13 protein-coding genes are annotated in these 17,835 nt (G+C 65.4%); 6 read left to right on the top strand and 7 right to left on the bottom strand.

Annotated elements, in window-relative coordinates; genetic code table 11:
• Positions 1-26: 26 nt before the first annotated feature.
• The 6 genes from recD to I6L39_RS08195 all read right to left on the bottom strand — a co-directional run bounded on the left by recD (position 27) and on the right by I6L39_RS08195 (position 10,778).
• Positions 27-2,078 carry an exodeoxyribonuclease V subunit alpha gene (gene recD / locus I6L39_RS08220; RefSeq protein ID WP_216991524.1) on the bottom strand — a complete coding sequence of 684 codons (2,052 nt, stop codon included), beginning with the start codon at positions 2,076-2,078 and terminating at the stop codon, positions 27-29.
• A complete protein-coding gene (gene recB / locus I6L39_RS08215) occupies positions 2,075-5,689 on the bottom strand; it encodes an exodeoxyribonuclease V subunit beta (protein ID WP_216991523.1) in 3,615 nt (1,204 codons plus the stop codon). The genes recD and recB overlap by 4 nt, the downstream gene beginning before the upstream one ends.
• Positions 5,689-9,027 carry an exodeoxyribonuclease V subunit gamma gene (gene recC, locus I6L39_RS08210; protein ID WP_216991522.1) on the bottom strand — a complete coding sequence of 1,113 codons (3,339 nt, stop codon included), beginning with the start codon at positions 9,025-9,027 and terminating at the stop codon, positions 5,689-5,691. Before recC ends, recB begins: the two co-directional genes overlap by 1 nt.
• 231 nt (positions 9,028-9,258) lie before the next feature.
• Positions 9,259-9,651, bottom strand: a complete 393-nt coding sequence (locus I6L39_RS08205; protein ID WP_042074524.1) for a DoxX family protein — start codon at positions 9,649-9,651, stop codon at positions 9,259-9,261.
• An 83-nt stretch (positions 9,652-9,734) separates the two neighbouring features.
• Positions 9,735-10,421: a pirin family protein gene (locus I6L39_RS08200; RefSeq protein WP_216991521.1), complete on the bottom strand. Its 687-nt coding sequence runs from the start codon at positions 10,419-10,421 to the stop codon at positions 9,735-9,737.
• Between the two features lie 30 nt (positions 10,422-10,451).
• Complete coding sequence (locus tag I6L39_RS08195) at positions 10,452-10,778, bottom strand: hypothetical protein (RefSeq protein ID WP_042074523.1); 327 nt, start codon at positions 10,776-10,778, stop codon at positions 10,452-10,454.
• Positions 10,779-11,041: 263 nt separating this feature from the next.
• Between I6L39_RS08195 and I6L39_RS08190 the strand changes: the two genes are divergently transcribed.
• Entirely contained in the window at positions 11,042-11,956 is a 915-nt protein-coding gene (locus tag I6L39_RS08190; protein WP_216991520.1) for a LysR family transcriptional regulator, read from the top strand.
• 443 nt (positions 11,957-12,399) lie between these two features.
• Positions 12,400-13,164 (top strand): helix-turn-helix transcriptional regulator, encoded by a 765-nt coding sequence (locus I6L39_RS08185; protein WP_042074518.1) that lies wholly within the window; start codon positions 12,400-12,402, stop codon positions 13,162-13,164.
• Between the two features lie 154 nt (positions 13,165-13,318).
• On the opposite strand, the gene I6L39_RS08180 is transcribed toward I6L39_RS08185, so the two are convergent.
• Entirely contained in the window at positions 13,319-14,104 is a 786-nt protein-coding gene (locus tag I6L39_RS08180; RefSeq protein WP_216991519.1) for a UTRA domain-containing protein, read from the bottom strand.
• Positions 14,105-14,276: 172 nt separating this feature from the next.
• On the opposite strand from I6L39_RS08180, the gene I6L39_RS08175 reads away from it, so the two are divergent.
• From I6L39_RS08175 to I6L39_RS08160, 4 genes are read left to right on the top strand one after another with little or no spacing between them, the layout of a single operon-like run.
• Positions 14,277-15,323, top strand: a complete 1,047-nt coding sequence (locus I6L39_RS08175; protein ID WP_216991770.1) for an ABC transporter substrate-binding protein — start codon at positions 14,277-14,279, stop codon at positions 15,321-15,323.
• A 9-nt stretch (positions 15,324-15,332) separates the two neighbouring features.
• A complete protein-coding gene (locus I6L39_RS08170) occupies positions 15,333-16,166 on the top strand; it encodes an alkaline phosphatase family protein (RefSeq protein WP_216991518.1) in 834 nt (277 codons plus the stop codon).
• On the top strand, positions 16,166-17,065 hold the full coding sequence (locus I6L39_RS08165; protein WP_216991517.1) for an ABC transporter permease subunit: 900 nt from the start codon (positions 16,166-16,168) through the stop codon (positions 17,063-17,065). Before I6L39_RS08170 ends, I6L39_RS08165 begins: the two co-directional genes overlap by 1 nt.
• Entirely contained in the window at positions 17,058-17,834 is a 777-nt protein-coding gene (locus tag I6L39_RS08160) for an ABC transporter permease (protein ID WP_042074508.1), read from the top strand. The genes I6L39_RS08165 and I6L39_RS08160 overlap by 8 nt, the downstream gene beginning before the upstream one ends.
• The last annotated feature ends 1 nt before the right edge of the window (position 17,835 follow it).

Below are 17,835 nucleotides of genomic sequence, written 5' to 3'. Positions count from 1 at the left end.
AAACTACAGTTCATCATTCATAGTTGTTAGTTCCCCAACCTCTCTGCCAACCCTGAATACCGCTCGGTCTTTTTCCGCACCGCCTGTGCCAGCAGGGCGCGATCGCCGTAGAGATCGAGCCGCGCCTTGGCGCGGGTGATGCCGGTATAGACCAGCTCGCGGGTCAGCAGCGGGCTGGGGCTGTCGGGCAGCACCAGCACCGTATGGGCAAACTCCGAGCCCTGGGACTTGTGGATGGTCATGGCATAGACCGTCTCGTGGGGGGGCAATCGGCTGGGCAAGAGGGCGCGCAGGGTGCCGTCCGGCTGCTCGAACCAGACCTTGAGCCGCCCGGTTTCATCGGGCAGGCAGAGCCCCATGTCGCCGTTGTAGAGGCCGACCCCGTGATCGTTGCGCACCACCATCACCGGGCGGCCGGCATACCAGTCGCCGTCACGGGCAATGAGCCCGGCCCGTGACAGGGCCAATTCGAGCCGCTCGTTGAGACCCTGCACTCCGAAGGGGCCATCCCGCAGGGCGCAGAGGATCTGGAAGCCGTTGAACGCCTTGAACACCGCCGCCGGATCTTCTCCGGCCCGGGCCGCCTTGAGATAGCTGCCGTAACCGGCGACCCCCTGGGCAATCAACTCGTCATAGGCCTCCCCGGCCCAGGGGTGCAGGCTGATGTCGCCAAATCCTGCGCCCCAGACCGCCTCCACCACCGCCCCGTCGCCGCCGTTGCAGGCCCGCGCCAGCTGGCCTATGCCCGAATGCTGATCGAAGCGCCAGCTCTTGGAGAGCAGGCAGAGGCTGTCGCGCACACTGGCCCCCGCAGGTCTGCCCTGCAGGCGGTAGCCAGTCTGGCGGGAGAGCCAGTCCGCCTGCGCCGGGCTGATGCCCTGTTCGATAAAGCTGCAGATATCCCCGAGCACGGCCCCCGCCTCCACCGAGGCGAGCTGATCCTTGTCGCCGAGCAGGATGAGGCGGGCGTGGCTGGGCAGCGCATCCAGCAGGCGCGCCATCATCGGCAGGTCCACCATGGAGGCCTCGTCCACCACCAGCAGGTCCAGGTGCAGCGGGTTGCCTCTGTGGTGGCGGAACTGGCTGCGCCCGGGGATCACCCCGAGCAGCCGGTGCAATGTGCCCGCCTCTGTGGGGATGGCATCACGCCACTCGGGGGGCAGATCCAGGGCCTGCAGGGCAGAACCGATACTCTCGGTGAGGCGCGCCGCCGCCTTGCCGGTGGGGGCCACCAGCCGGATCGCCGGGGCCTTGCCCGATTGCAGGCCGGTCTCCACCAGGATGGCGAGCAGTTTGGCGACCGTGGTAGTCTTGCCGGTGCCGGGGCCACCGGAGATGACCGCGAAGGGGCGCGCCGCCGCGGTGGCCGCCGCCAGCTTCTGGCCGTTGCAGCAGAGCGCCTCGGGCACCAGGGTATCCAGCCGCTCCAGCTCGTTTGCCGCCTGGGCGCTCCCCAGCAGAGACTCCACGGCGGTCCAATCCACCTCGTGCGGGAACACCAGATCCAGGTACTTCTCGACGAAGTGGCGGGTGGAGAAATCCGGAGCGAGGCGGACTTTCAGCAGCGCATCGAACACCAGGCCGTAGTCGCGGGCAAAGAGGCGCGACAGGGCCGGGGCAATCTCGGGCCATTCGGCTCTTTCACTTAATGCGCGCAGATGGCGGGCCACCCCCAGCTCAAAGTCGTGGTAGCGGGTGAGGTAGAGGCGATCGCGCCAGAGCCGCAGTGGCCAGCGGGGGGTCTCCCCCTCCTCCTGCTCGCAGCCAACCAGGGGGCTGGCCGCAAACAGGGCGGGCCAGCTCGCAGGATCCGCGAGATCGGCCAGCAGATCCCGGCCCTGATCCGGATCCAGCACGAAGGGGCGCAGGGAGCCGGCAGATAGCATCGCCAGCGGCAGGCAGACATGGCCGCGCCCCAGCTCGAAGCAGGCGAGCGCCGCCCCCAGCACCAGCTCGGGGCTGCCGCCAAGGTCGGCCACCAGTTTGGCAAATTGCAGATCAAGCTGGCGGATGCGCCCCGCCAGCGCCAGGGCTTTCAGCCGTTCGATCACAACGTCGCTCTTTATGCCACCACTCATAGTTCTGCCTCGTTCAATGCGTCTGAGGAGATGGCGCCCGAGCCATCCCCTTCCCTAAACAGCCGATCCAGCCCCAGCACCAGCTCCCGGCTGGGCCGGGCATGGAAAATGCCCCCCTGGGGCATGCCGCGCAGGAAGAGATAGAAGACCCCGCCAAAGTGCCGGTCGAAGTCGTAGCCCGGCAGCCGCAGGGCGAGCAGCCGGTGCAGCGCCAGCGAATAGAGCTGGTATTGCAGGTCGTAGCGATGCTCCACCATGGCCGACTCCAGCGCCGGGCGGCCGTAATCGGCGGGGCTCATGCCAAGGTGGTTCGATTTGTAGTCGAGCAGATACCAGCGCCCCTGCCACTCGAACACCAGGTCGATAAAGCCCTTGAGCATGCCCTGCACGGTGGCAAAGCCGAGCGGCTTGCCGCCCCGCGACAGGGGGTCGTGCCGCTGGCAGAGCGCGGTGAGCGCCGGTGCCGTCACCCGCCCCATGGGCAGGAAGAACTCCAGCTCCACCTGTTTGCGCTCGGGGGCCAGATCCCGCAGCCGCACCGGATCCCCAAGGCCGGTCTCAAGGGGCGTATCCAGCACCGCCTCCACCTGCTGTTGCAACACGGGGGCCCAGCCCTCGTCGAACCCCTCCTGGGCCAGCAGGGCGGCGATATGCTCTGCCAGCGGCTCGCCCCCCGCGATCTGGAAGTCGATGGTCTCGAACAGGCTGTGGAGCAGGGTGCCGGGGCGCGCCCCCTTGGGGAAGGTGAAGATGGAAGGGGCTGGCGCCTCCTCGTCCTGCACGGTGGCGGCGGCCTCGGTGGCCACCTCGTCGTCGAAACCGGGGTTGGCCAGCACCCCCTTGCCGTGGCCGTTGCCCTGGGCCGCGAGCCCGGAGTAGGAGCTGATCCACCAGTCCCGCTCAAGCTGGCCCTTGAACTCGCGCACTTTGGGTTCCCCCAGTTGCTCCTCTTCGGCGGGCAGCGGGGCCGGGCGGGTGAGCGAGGGCTCACCGACGGCCACCCCGGGCAGGGCCTGGGCCAACTCGGTGAGGGCGGTGGCCAGGGTGGCGGCGTCCCCTTCTTCGCCTTTTTGCAGCAGGTAGCCGATGGCGGTGCGGTGCAGGTCGGTCTTCTCCGACTTGCCCGCCCCGGAGCGCACCGGCGCCAGCCCGAGCCAGGTGGCATAGACCCCCCGGGTCAGGGCCACGTAGAGCAGGCGCAAGTCTTCGGCGAGCCGCTCCTTGTCGGCCTCGGCCAGGGACTCCTCGGCGCCGGTGAGATCGAGCACGGTGCGATTGCCCGCCTCCCCCGCTTCGTGGAACAGGGGGGTGTCGGCGGCGCGGTGACTGCAAATGAACGGCAGGAAGACCAGCGGGTACTCCAGCCCCTTGGACTTGTGGATGGTGACGATCTGCACCAGCTTGCGCTCGGACTCCAGACGAAGTATCTGCTCCCCGTCCTGGCCGTTGGGCTGGCTCACCGCCTCCCCCAGCCAGCGCAGCAGGGCGTATTCCCCGTCCAGCTCGCCGCTCGCCTGTTGCAGCAGCTCGCCGAGATGGAGGAAGTTGGTCAGCCGCCGCTCCCCGTAGGGACTCGCCAGCAGGGAGGCGGCGAGGTTGCGCCCGTGCAGCAGGGCCCGCAACATGGCCAGCACCCCGTGGCGGTGCCAGATCTTGCGGTACTCCATGAACTCCTGCACCGCGCTCTCCCAGGCTCGCTCGTCAGAGGCCAGCGCGTCCAGGGCCCTGGCATCGAGATCGAACAGGCCGGTGGCAAGCGCCGCCCGCAGGCTTCGCTCATCGCTCGGGTTCTGGCAGGCGTGCAGGATCAGCAGGATCTCCCGCGCCTCCACCTGGGCCAGCACGCTCTCGCGGTTCGATAGATAGACGGAGGCGATGGCAAGGCGCGCCAGTTCCTGCTGCACCAGCTTGCCCTCGGCGCCGGTACGCACCAGCACGGCGATATCCCCGGCCCTGACCGGCTCGCTGCCGAGCATCGCCTTGCCCTCCCGGGCCAGGCTGAGCAGGCGGTGGATCTCCGCCGCCGTGGCGCGGGCCATCCTGCTCTGGTACTCCCCCTTGTTGAAGGTGGGCTGACCGGTGAGCTGCCAGCAGTGCAGTACAGGGGCGGCTTGACCCTCGATCAGCAGCGCCCGGCTCTTGCCCTGCGCCTCCACCGGCAGGAAGGGGATGTCCGCCTCGTAGATGAAGGGATCCTTCGCCCGCTCGAACAGGCCGTTGACCGCCGCCACCAGGGCGCCACTTGAGCGGTAGTTGCGCCCCAGGGTGTAGTGGGCGCTCACATTTCGCCTGGCCTGGATGTAGGTGAAGATGTCGGCGCCACGAAAGCCATAGATGGCCTGCTTGGGGTCGCCAATCATCAGCAGCGCCGTGTCCCGATGGCCGCCGTAAAGCCGGTGGAAGATGCGGTACTGCTGGGGGTCGGTATCCTGGAATTCATCGATCATGGCGACCCGGTAGGTGGCGCGGATGCGTTCGCACAGCCGCTCCCCCAGGCCGGATCCGAGCGCCCCGTCGAGATCCCGCAGAAGATCGTCGAAGGAGAGCTGATGGGCCTGGCGCTTGCTCTCCTGCATCCGGCTGCGCACCACCCTGGCCGCCCGCTGCAGGATCAGATCCCGAATACCGGGGCGGCTCGCCAGCAGGGCGTCTATCTCGCCAAAGAGCGGCAGGGTCGGCACAGACCCTCCCTTCTTGAGGTTCTCCTCCAGCGCCTGCTGGCCGAAGCGCTCCAGCTCCTTGGGCAGGACGTAGCCGCTGGTCTCGTCCTGCGCCCAGTCGGCAATTTTGGCAAGCCAGCCTTCGTAGTTCTTGCCGGTGTAGCGGCTTACTTGCCCCTCGGTCTGGCGGCGGATCTCGTCCGTCTGCGCCAGCCACCCGGCTTTCACCGCCCCGATGCGGGCCATGGCGACGCTGTGCCGCTCGGCCAGGGTCTCGTCCCCCGCCGGCGGGCGCATCTCCAGCTCGTCGTTGTCGAGCCAGCTCCCCATCTCCCGCAGCAGGGCGGCGGGGCTCGGCCAGAGCCTTCTTACCGCCCGGGCCAGGGGCTGATCCACCGGATAGAACTCGGCGCGCCAGTAGTCACTCACCGCCTGCAGCCGGAGCCGACTGTCGTCGGTCAAAAATTCGGTTTCAAAGAGGGCGCCCGACTCGAAGGCGTTCTGCCTGAGCATGCGCTGGCAGAAGCCGTGGATGGTGAAGACCGCCGCCTCGTCCATCTGCCGCTCGGCGGCCAGCAGGCGACGGGCCGCCAGGTCGTGATCCTCCACCTCCGCCAGCAGCTGGGCCAGCAGGGCGTCCTTGCTCTCACCGCGCATGAAGGCGAGGCGCGCCTCGTGGATGCGGGCGCGGATCCGCCCCCTCAGTTCGGCGGTGGCCGCCTCGGTAAAGGTCACCACCAGGATCTCGGTCACCGACAGGGGCCGCTCGTGGGCACAGGGTTGACCGGCGTCTCCCCCCTCTTCGCCTGCTTGTTCGATAGCCGGGCCGTGGCCCAGCAAGAGGCGCAGATAGAGGCCGGCGATGGTGTAGGTCTTGCCGGTCCCGGCGGAGGCCTCGATCAGGCGCTCGCCATACAGGGGAAAACGCAGGGGATTGAGCGGGTTAGCCATTATTGCAACTCCTCGAGGGCCTGATGGAGCGGGGTCAGGTGTTCACGGGCCAGCCCCTGCAACTGGGCCAGCACCTCGTCATCGAGCTCCGGGAAGCAGCGGGCGACGTAGAGGTCCTGCCCCTCCCCCGTCACCATGTAGCCGCCGTTGAAACGGGCAAGCGCCGCCTTGTCGGCGGCATCCGGTTTGTCCGGATCCAGCTCGATCGCCTTGAGCCACTCCCAGGCGGTGCTCGGGAAGAAGGGCAGCGGCCGCTTCATTCCCAGGGTCCAGAGCGCCACCAGGGCCGCCAACTTGGGGCGCGCCTCGTCCGCCGGGAGCCTGGGCAGTCGCAGGCTCTGCTTGGCATCGAACAGCAGGGTGTCGCCGGGGGCGCAGCTCAATGAGAGGCAGAGGTGCTGGATCCAGGCCAGCAGCAGATCCTTGCCGTTGAAGCTGCCGGGTTTGACCACCAGCAAGCGTCCCTTCTGGGTGTCGACCCACCCCTGCAACTGGCCCTGGGCCAGGGCAATGTCGATCTCCACCGCCTGTTTGTCTGCCTCATTGGCCGCCACCCAGGGCCGCAGCCGATCCGCCAGCTTGCCCATCTCGCCGTCCAGATCCTCCAGCAGCAGGCTGCCGAACCAGCCTTGCGGCAGCAGGCCGGTCAGCTGCAACCGTTCGCGCCGTATTTCACTGTCCCCCTCGGTCAGATGGGCGTCCAGCAGCAGCGCCTTGAGCTGGTAGTGCTGCAGGCCGTCCAGCTCGAAGGGCTCGCTGTCTTCGATGGTCGCCTCCTCCAGCTCGAACCACACCTTGAGACGGCGGTTGAGGAAGTAGCGGGCGGGCTGGCGATAGAAGCGCAGCAGCTCCGCCAGCTCCAGCCCCTGCTCCCTGCCCCATTCGGGAGGCAGGGGCAGATCGCCGCTCTGGAAATTGGCGGCCCCCCGCTCCGGGCTCAGGGCCGGCAGCCAGTCGGCGGCATAGGTGAAGAGGCCGGAGCCGGGCTCGGGGTGGAAGTAGGCCGGGCTGTAGGGGGTGAGCGGATGCCGGGTGATGAGGTGCTCCAGCAGTCTGCGCCCCGAGCTCTCGTCGTCGAGCTCCTCGTCCCCCGCCAGCACGAAGCCCTGGCGCACATAGTCGATGAGCTCCGCCAGCAGCACGGAGGGCACCTTCTCGCTGTTGTCCTGGGCGCTGAACCCCTGATAGCTGATGTAGAGCCCCTGCTGGGCGCTGAGCAGCGCCTCGAGGAAGAGGTAGCGGTCGTCATCCCGGCGGGATCTGTCCCCGCGCCGACCGGCCACCGCCATCAGATCGAAGCCCATGGGGGGCAGGGTGCGCGGGTAGACGCCGTCGTTCATGCCGAGCAGGCAGACCTGACGGAAGGGAATGGAGCGCATCGGCATCAGGGTGCAGAAGTTGACCTGACCGGCGAGGAAACGCTGGCTGGAGCGGGACTCCCCCAGCACGCTGCCGAGGTAGTCCTGCAACAGGTCGGCACTGATGGCCTGCTCGAAGCGGGCCTCGCCGAGCTGGGCCTGCCAGTCGGTGAGCTGGCTGCGGATGAGCTGGAGCTGGCGCTCCTCATCCTCGTCGGCCAGATAGAAGCGATCCAGCAGCGCGTTGAGGCAGGCGTGCCACTCGGGCAGCGGCTGCGCCTGTTGCAGCCGGGGCAGAAATTCCGCCAGGGAGTCGACGAACCAGGCGAGCTTGCCCAGCGCCAGCCCCTGCTGACCCTCGATGTCCGCATAGGGCAGGATCCCGGCCACGGGCTCGCCGTCCCCCATGGCGAAGCCGAGCAGCATGCGGCGCAGACCGAACAGCCAGCTGTTGCCAGACAGGCGCGGCAGATCGAAGCGCTCCGGGTAGCCGTCGTCCAGCCCCCAGCGGATGCCGGTCTCCTGCACCCAGCGCCGCAGCTGGTTGAACTCGTCGTCGTCCAGCTCGAAGCGGCGCAGCACGGCGGGCACCTCGAGAATGGCGAGCAGCTCCCCCGCCCCGAAGCGGGCGTTCGGCAGCCTGAGCAGGGCGAGGAAGCTCTGCAGCAGCGGGCTCTCCTGGCTTGCCGCCCGGTCGGAGATCGCGAAGGGGATCCGGCCGCGGGCGCCGCCGCTCTCCTTGCCAAAGACGGCCTGGATGTAGGGGCCGTAGCTGTTCACGTCCGGCATCATCACCACCACGTCCTTGGGGGTGAGGGTGGGATCCAGCTCGAACAGCGCCAGCAGGCGGTCGTGCAGCACCTCGAGCTCCCGCATGGGGCCGTGGCAGGCGTGGATCTGCAGGGAGCCGTCATCCAGGCTGACGGGGCTCTTGTGGTGGCTGGCATCGAGGCTGAACTCGCCTGCCCCCCGTTCGGCCAGCTCCAGCACGTCCTTCTGGATGGCGCGCAGCAAGCTGGTGTCGTCGATATCGACGAAGGCGTCTATTTGAGGCACCTCCAATTCCATCAGCTGATGCAGGTAGTCGCGCCCCAGCTTGCCCATGGAGGCGAGCAGCGGGTTGGCGGGGCCCTGCAGGGTCTCGAGATCCGTGCCGGGCTTGAGCCTGTTTTCCAGCCGCGCCAGGGTCTTTCTGTCCAGCAGATCCCCCCAGTAGTAGCGACAGGGGTTGGTGACGAACAGGTGCACCTCCACCTCGGCGCGGCTGCCGAGGGCCAGCAGGGCCTCCACGTAGCGCGGCGGCAGGGCCGAGATGCCGAACACGAACACCCGTCGGGGCAGCTTGCCCGGCAGTTCGGCGCTGCGCGCCAACTCGTGGATAAACTCCTCGTAGAGGTTGGCGCGGTGGTAGCCGCTTGGGCTAAGGGCCAGGGTGCGGGCCACCAGCTCGCGCCAGAGCTCCGGCTGCCAATTCTGACCGCTGACCCCGGCCAATTCGAGCCCCAGCCCTTCCCCCTGTTCCCAGCGGGCGATCCAGTCCGGCCGGTAGACCAGATACTGGTCGAACAGATCCGCCACCTTCTGGCAGAGCTGCCAGAGCCGCACCTGTTCCGGCGCCTCCCCTTCGCTGCCCCCCAGATAGGCGGCGAGCGGGGCGAAGGCGGGTCTGCCGAGCAGGGCGGGCAATATGGTCATCAGCTGCCAGCTCATGGCACCCTTGTTGTAGGGGCTCTGGCGGGGCACATCCGCCAGCACCCGGGTGAACATCTCCCAGATAAAACTCGCGGGCAGGGGAAAGTCGATGTTGGCGGCGATGCCGAACGCCTTGGCCAGCTCCAGCTTGAGCCACTGGGCCATGCCCGGGCTCTGCACCAGGATCTGCTCCCGATCGAAGGGGTGGTCGAGGGGGGACTGCCGGATGCGGCTCACCAGCAGCTCCTTGAGCAGATCCAGCTGATTGGAGTGGTAGAGGGTAAACATGGACGACTCCCGCCGATTTCATGAAGAGGGGTGCGCGCCGGAAAATGTCTGGCATTCCCGTCACTTCACACGAATCGGGATTGTCGGGGATCGGGGGAGAAGATGCAAAAGGCGCTTGTTGCCCCGGAACGGGGCGCCGTCACACAAATGCCATAGGCCCGCAAACGGGCATAAAAAAGCCGGTGCTGGGCACCGGCCAAAAGGCGTTGGAAAACTCGAACTTGCGGGGTATTACCAGTTCTTGCCGAGACGGGCATCCAGGCTGAAGGCCCCTGCACCGGCCGCCGCCAGGGCCAGGAAGCCACCGGCCACGGAGAGGTTCTTCATGAACATCAGCATCTGCATCTGATCCGCAGGCTGATAGTGGAAGATGAAGGCCGCCATCAGGGTGAAACCGGCCAGCAGCACGGAGAGGCTGCGGGTAAACAGGCCCAGCACTATGGCGAGGCCGCCACCCAGCTCCAGCAGGATCACCAGGGGCAACATGAACCCGGGCACGCCCATGGCTTCCATATAGCCCTGGGTACCGGCGTAACCGCCGATCTTGCCCCAGCCTGCAATCACGAACATCAGCGCCAGCAGTACACGACCCACCAGCAGTGCCACATCTTTCATCTTGTCCATCGTCAGATTCCTTTGCTTACCATCATGGTATTAACAGTGTAAGAGCTAATTGTTAACTCATTCATTTCGCCGAGATTTATCTATCAAGGCAGATCAAACAGCAGGGCTTCACTCTCGCTCGAAGCCTTGAGCACCCAGGACGACTCGTCACGGCTGAGCAGGCCGTCGCCGGGTCGGGCAGCCAGACCGTTGCCAGTCAGCTCCCCTGAAATCAAATGCAGGTAACCATGACGTCCTTGCAATGCCCACTCGAGGGTCTCCCCTTCGGCGAGCTGCAGCCGCCATACCTTGGCCTGCTGGCGGATCCTGAAGGATCCTGCCTCGCCATCCGGCGACGCCACCAGCGTCATGCCGGGTTTGCTTTCGATCTTCTTCTGCTGATAACCGGGAGTCGTGCCGTGTTCGTTCGGCTCGATCCAGATTTGCAGCAGGGAGAGCGGCTCGGTCTGCGAGGGGTTGTACTCGCTGTGCCGGATGCCGGACCCTGCGCTCATCAGCTGGAATTCCCCCGCCGGGATCTGCTCGGCGTGGCCGAGGCTGTCCTTGTGCTCTATGGTGCCGCTCAGCACGCAGGTGAGGATCTCCATGTTGGCGTGAGGGTGGGTCGCGAAACCGCCACCCGGCGCCACCAGATCCTGGTTGATGACCCGCAGGGCCGAGTGCCCCATCCATTCCGGGTCATAGTAGTGACCGAAGGAGAAGCTGTGACGGGCGTCCAGCCAGCCAAAGTTGGCCTTGCCCCGTGCTTCTGCGGCTCTCAATTTCATCATGGTGTGCTCCTCACTGACCAAAGTGGTTCATTAACGCTGGCGACCGTCACCCAGACCGAAGGGGATGCGGTAGCTGCTGCTCTCGTCGCCCAGGCTCACCGTCAGGTTGCCCTGGGTGCGGCTCGGGATCTGCACCTGCTGTGTGCCCATCAGGCTGGCGTGGACGGAGGCCAGCAGATCACCGGACTCGTCACGCACCTCCAGCATGGGGTTGGCCTTGCCATCCATCGCGGCGGTGGCGCTCCAGTTGACGAACAGCACGCCAGGGGCGGCATTGAAATCAGCCGGCACGGAGGCCTGGGCAACACCTGCGGTCATCAGGCCTGCAACGGCCAGCATCTTGATTACGTTTTTCATGTTCTTTCACTCTCTTGGTTTTTGTGTCATTGCCAAGGCCGCTGTGGCCCGAATCAATGCATCCATGCAAGAGATCATTCAAATACTATGTTGTTCTTTCACCGACATCAGACATCGCTCTTTGTGATGTCTCAGCCCGGAACTACCTTTTATTTGGCCGCTTGGCCTTCCTGCCTAAGCGTTGGTTGAATATTAAAGTGGCTTGCCATAAGTTGTTAGCGAGATAATCTGGTAAACACATTCAAAAAAATTGAAGGTTGGATATGACCAAGGAATCGAACAAGGAGCGGGCGCTGACCCTGGAGGCGATCCGGGTGCTGGATGCCATCGATCGCCGTGGGAGCTTCGCGGCGGCGGCGGACGAGCTGGGCAAGGTCCCCTCCGCCCTGAGCTACACGGTGCAGAAGCTGGAGGACGAGCTGGACGCCATGCTGTTCGATCGCAGCGGCCACAGGACCAAGTTCACCCCGGCCGGGCGCATGCTGCTGGAGCGGGGCCGGGTGCTGCTGGACGCGGCCGAGCACCTGGTGGGGGAGACCCGGGCCCTGGCCCGGGGATGGGAGACCGACATCACCATCGCCGTCGACGCCCTGGTCCCCCTGCAGGCACTCTACCCCCTGGTGGAGCGGCTGGCCGAGCTGACGGATACCCGGCTGCGACTGCGGGCCGAGGTGCTGGCCGGCAGCTGGGAGTGTCTGGAGGATGGCCGCGCCGACCTGCTCATCTCCTCCCTCAACCCCGACATCACCCTGACCGGCATCAAGCATCAGCCGCTGCAGGAGGAGGTGATGCTCTACGTCGCCCACCCGGATCACCCCCTGCACCTGGAGCCCGAGCCCCTGGCGGACGAGACCCTGCGCCGCCATCGCGCCATCGCGGTGGCCGACACGGCGCTGCGCAAGCCGGTGCTCACCTATCGCCTGCTGGACAAGCAGCCGCGCCTCACCGTCAGCACCATGGGGGAGAAACGGGACGCCCTGCTGGCGGGGCTCGGCATCGGCACCATGCCGCAGAGCTGGATCGAAGAGGACATCAGGGCGGGCAGACTCAAGGTGATCAGCCCCGAGTATCGCCACCAGATCCAGGTCGTGCTGGCCTGGCGGCGGGACACCATGGGCAAGGCCAAGAGCTGGCTGGTGCGGGAGATCCCCAAGCTGTTCCCCTGCAAGGGGGAATAAGGGCCTGTCTCCCGGGGTCGGTGGCGCAGGAAGCGCCAAAACTGCGCCTCTTTCTTGACGGCGGGCTCAGATTCGGGGAAAAGAAAAAAAGCGGACCTCTTGCGAGTTCCGCTCAATGCCAGGAAAGAATAAAACCTTGCGGTTAAAAAAACCCTTAAATTGGAAGCAAACAATCGTTTTCTCAACCAGGAAGGTATTGAATCCGATTCGTGTTGAATTATGTGCGATGTAATATGCATCACCAGCAAAATGTTGAAAGGTTGAAGGATATGCACCACCGAGTGTCACTTTCTGCCACCTTGCACCACAACTGGTCAGGCCATTTCAGCCGTCATCACCGGGTTACTCTCCTCTGGTTTTTCTAGGTGTCAAAAATTGAGCCCAATACAGACAAACCACTCATTTTCTGACACGACTAAAAATGCAGATAAAGGAATAGTTGCATGACCTACAGCCAGACCCTGGCCAATCACATCCTCGACACCCTGAAGAAGACGCTCACCGACAAGGGGATCCGCTACCAGACCCTGGCCGAAGCCATGGGGGTTTCCATCGCCACCGTGAAGCGCATGATGAACAAGCCCTCCCTGCCATTCGACACCCTGCTGGAGATCTGCCACCTGGTGGGGCTCTCGTTCGAGGAGCTGCTGGATCGCACCCAGGATGCCCAGAGCCGGCGCGCCGTCTTCACCCAGGAGCAGGACGAGGCATTCCACAAGGAGCCCGGGCTCTACGCCTTCCTCGCCAACATCTTCTGGCGCGACAAGACCCTGATCGATCTCAAGCGGGAGTACGGCCTGACCGACGCCTCCTGCTACCTCTATCTGCGCAAGCTGGAGAAGCTCGGCATCCTGCAGCTCGGCATCGACAACAGCTACCACTTCCTCATCAGCGAGCGGATCAGCTTCGAGCAGCACAGCCGCTTCGCCCGCCAGCAGGCGCGCCAGGCCATGTCGGTGCTGGGGGACTATCTGGTGGAAAACATGCACAAGCCCAACAACTACATGGCGCTGTGCCAGCTTCACCTGGACGAGCCCGAGGCCATGGCACTGATCGATCGCATGAAGGAGTACTGGCACCAGGAGCTCAAGCTCAACCGTCCCGCCATCGGCCAGCGGGAGGGCAGCAAGACCTACACCATGTCCCTGCAACTGGCGGACTGCGGCTACCAGAGCTTCGACGATCTGATCCCCAACATCGACAACTGATCCCGGCGGATCCTGCGGGATCCGCGGCGCTGGCGGCCCGCTACTCGGCAAGTTGAACTGGCTGCGATCTGATCTGCCCAAGACCGGTTGTACCGCCCGGGTATCGAGGCAGATGCGAATGGCCACTGTGCCCGTCAGTGCTCTGGCTATTTCCCTAATCGGCGAGCTGGGTTTGCTGCAGCTTGCCTGCGAGCGGCTGCAACACCCGTGTATCCAGACAGATGCGAATGGCATCCGGCCGCCAGTGCTCGATATCGCAATCCACCAGCGTTCCCCGCTCGTCGTAGTTGACCCGCACCAGTCTGAGCACGGCGCTCCCCTCCGCCAGATTGAGGGCGCGGGCTATCTCTCCCCGCGCCGCCGAAGGGGTGATCTCGAGACTGGCCCCGCCCTGGCCTATGCCATAGCGCTGCCGGTAGAGCTCGGTGAGGGAGTCCGCCAGGGGGGCGTTCGCGATATCGGGAAAGCGGCTCGCCAGCAGGTGGTGGCTGACGTGCAGCACGGGGCGGCCGTCGATGAAACGCAGGCGGCGGATTTCATAAAGCGGCGTGAAGGGGGCCAGCCCCATCCGGCTGCACAGCTCGCTGCTGGCAAGCGCCTTGCCGTGGGCCAGCACCCGGGTCTCGGCGGTGCGCTGCTGCTCGCCGATCCACTGGTGAAAGTGGGTGTGGATGGCGGGGTCATAGGTGAGCCTGGGCGGCGCCACAAACCAGCCGCGCCGCTCGGCACGGTAGATGAGGCCGTCCGCTTCCAGGCTGGAGAGCGCCTCCTTGATGGTGATGCGGGTGGTGGCGAAGCGCTCGCTGAGCGCCCGCTCGGCGGGCAACTGCTGCCCCGGGACCAGTTGGCCGCTGCCGATGTAGCGGCGCAAGGTCCGGCAAATCTGTTCGCACTTGGAGGGGATTCGGCTGTCGGTCACTGTCAGGTTCCTGTCGCTCATGGCTGGCATAGACCAGCGGCTGTCACCCGGAGTTGTACCCCCGCGGGATGACAGCCCGGTGACAGGTCGACATGTCATCAAATTGCCATCAAAGCGCCCCGCCACCGTCATATTCCCCCTCTAGCATCCCTCTCGAACCTTAACTGACCTAGTCCAGAGGGATGGGATGATGATGAAAAGCGTGATCGCAAGTGCACTGGCCCTGGCGGCCATCAGTCAGCCGCTCTATGCAGCCGAGAATATCGCGGATCTGGAAAAAGCCGCCCGCGGCGAAGGCCAGCTCCAGAGCGTCGGCATGCCCGACAGCTGGGCCAACTGGAAGGACACCTGGCAGCAGCTCGGCAGCCTCTACGGCATCAAGCATCAGGACACCGACATGAGCTCGGCCCAGGAGATCGCCAAGTTCGCCGCCGAGAAGGCCAACGCCACCGCCGACATCGGCGACGTGGGCGGCGCCTTCGGTCCGGTTGCGGTCAAGCAGGGGGTCACCCAGCCCTACAAGCCCTCCACCTGGGCTGACATTCCCAACTGGGCCAAAGATGCGGACGGCCACTGGATGCTGGCCTATACCGGCACCATCGCCTTCCTGATCAACAAGGATCTGGTCAAGGCCGCCCCCACCAGCTGGCAATCCCTGCTGGGTGGCGACTACAAGGTGACCCTGGGTGACGTGGGCGTTGCCTCCCAGGCCAACAACGGCGTGCTGGCGGCGGCCTATGCCACTGGCGGCAGCGAGAAGAACCTCAAGCCCGCGCTGGAGCTGTTCGGTCAGCTGGCCAAGCAGGGTCGCCTGTCGCTGAACGACCCGACCATCGCCAACATCGAGAAGGGCGAGGTGGAAGTGGGCGTGCTGTGGGACTTCAACGCCCTGAACTACCGCGACCAGATCGACCCCAGGAAGTTTGACGTGGTGATCCCGAGCGACGGCTCCGTCATCGCCGGCTACACCACCATCATCAACAAGTGGGCCAAGAACCCCAACGCCGCCAAGCTGGCCCGTGAATACATCCTCTCCGATGCGGGGCAAATCAACCTGGCCCGTGGCTACGCCCGCCCCATCCGCAGCAACGTGACCCTGCCGGATGACGTCAAGGCCAAGCTGCTGCCGGCCGAGCAGTATGCCAACGCCAAGCCGGTGCAGGACCATGCCGCCTGGGAACAGAGCTCCAAGGCCCTGCCGCGCCAGTGGCAGGAAACCGTCATGATCAACATGCAGTAAGGGAATCCAGTGCAACACAAGGTGATAGTGGTACTTGTGGATGGTCTGGCAGCCGAGGTAGCCCATTGCATGGGCTACCTCGGTGGCATGGTGGAGGCGGGGCGGGGCCTGCATACGACCCTGAATGCCGCCCTGCCGTCTCTCTCCCGGCCTCTCTACGAGTGCATCCTGACCGGCGTGCCACCGGTGGCGAGCGGCATCACCCACAACGGGGTGAGTCGCCTGAGCCTGCATGACTCCATCTTCCATCTGGCCCGTGCCGCGGGCAAACGCACCGCGGCCGCGGCCTATTACTGGGTGAGCGAGCTCTACAACCAGAGCCCCTGGCTGGCGGCCCGCGATCGCTTCACTCACGACGAGCAGCTGCCGATCCAGCACGGCTGCTTCTACTGGGATGACGCCTACCCCGACAGTCATCTGCTGATGGACGGCGAGTGGCTGCGCAGCCAGTACGACCCCGATTTTCTGCTGATCCACCCGATGGGGGTGGACGATGCCGGCCACAAGTTCGGCCTCGACTCACGCCAGTACCGCAACCAGGCGCGCCGCATGGACAGCCTGCTGGCCGATCTGCTGCCCCAGTGGCTGGCACAGGGGTATCAGGTGGTGATCACCTCGGATCACGGCATGAACGAGGATCTCAGCCATGGAGGCACTCTGCCGGAGGAGCGCACCGTGCCGCTCTGGCTGTTTGGCGACGCCTTCGTCGAGCGCTGGCCGGATGGGGTAGCGATCGCCCAGACCCAGCTCTGCGTCCTGATGGCCGACCTGCTGGGGGTGCCCCACGACAAGCCGGTGGCTCCCCCGCTGCTCAAGGCGGCCTTTATGCGCGAGGTGCACTGATGATGCCTGCAACCACCGAGATCCTCGTGGCTCAACCCGTGGCAACCAAGCACAAGGTGCGCCGCCACTGGCTGCCGGCCCTGGTGCTGCTGCCGTTCGTCCTCTTGATGATCCTGTTCCAGCTCGCTCCCATGGTGTGGGTGCTGGTGGGCAGCTTTCAGACCCCGGATGGCTGGGGCCTCGGCTACTACCGGGAGATTTTGAGCTCCCCCTTCTACCTGCAATCGTTCGGCAACTCGTTGCGCATCGCCGGTATCGCCAGTCTGGCGGGGCTTGCCATCGGCACCCTGGGGGCCGCCGCGCTGCGCCACAGCGGCGAGCGGGTCAAACGGATGCTGCTGGCCTTTGTCACCATGACCGGCAACTTCAGCGGCGTGCCGCTGGCGTTCGCCTTCATCATCATTCTTGGCATCAACGGCGCCCTTACCCTGCTGCTCAAATCCTGGGGCCTCATCGACGGCTTCAACCTCTACTCGGGGTCGGGTCTTATCCTCATCTACACCTATTTCCAGATCCCGCTGGCCCTGCTGCTGCTCTACCCGGCGTTCGACGCGCTGCAGGATGAGTGGCCCCAGGCCGCCGCGCTGCTCGGGGCGAGCAAGGGGCAGTATGTGTGGCACGTGGCACTGCCGGTGCTCACCCCTGCCCTGCTCGGCACCCTGATCATCCTGTTTGCCAACGCGGTGGGGGCCTATGCCTCCGCCTATGCCCTCACCACCGGCAACTTCAACCTGGTGACCATCCGGGTGGCCAGCCTGGTCTCCGGCGACATCTTCCTCGAGCCGAACATGGCAGCGGCGCTGGCGGTGATCCTGATGGTGCTGCTGGGGGTGGTGACGGCCGCCAACCAGTGGCTGCTGAAAAAGAGCTACGTGAACAAGGGGCAATCCCATGCATGATTTGAAACCGGGCTGGCCGCGCTGGGTGCTGGGGGCCCTGGTGGCCACCCTGCTGCTACCGCTGCTGGCCACCTTTCTCTATTCGATTTCCACCCGCTGGGGGGCGACCCTGCTGCCGGATGGCTTCACCCTCGACTGGTATCTGAAGCTCTGGGGCGACCCGCGCTTTCTCGCGGCCTTTGGCCGAAGCCTCCTGGTCTGTTTCGCCACCCTGCTGCTGGGGACCCTGGTGCTGGTACCGACCGTGCTGGTGGTGGCCTACTACTTCCCGAAGCTGGATCCCTGGATGAACCTGCTGATCCTGCTCCCCTTCGCGGTGCCACCTGTGGTCTCCTCGGTGGGGCTGCTGCAGATCTACGCCGATGGCGTTCTGCCCATCATAGGTACGCCGTGGATCCTCATCGGCACCTGGTTCACCGTGGTGCTGCCCTTCATGTACCGGGCGCTGGCCAACAGTTTGCAGGGGGTACCGCTGAAGGATCTGATGGATGCCGCCCATCTGCTGGGGGCGAGCAGCGCCCGCGCCTTCCTGCTGGTGGTGATCCCCTGCCTGCGCAAGGGGCTGCTGGCGGCACTGTTTCTCTCGCTCTCCTTCCTGCTCGGCGAGTTCGTGTTTGCCAACATGCTGGTGGGCACCCGTTACGAGACCCTGCAGGTCTACCTCTACAACATGCGTGCCACCTCGGGCCATTTCACCAGCGCCCTGGTGATGAGCTACTTCCTGCTGACCCTGCTGCTCACCTGGGCGGCCAACAGATTTCATCGGTGAA

The sequence above is a fragment of the Aeromonas sp. FDAARGOS 1409 genome (assembly GCF_019048705.1).
Lineage (GTDB): Bacteria > Pseudomonadota > Gammaproteobacteria > Enterobacterales > Aeromonadaceae > Aeromonas > Aeromonas sanarellii.
Note: the sequence above shows the minus strand (reverse complement) of the source record. Positions and strands in the feature narration are given on the sequence as shown.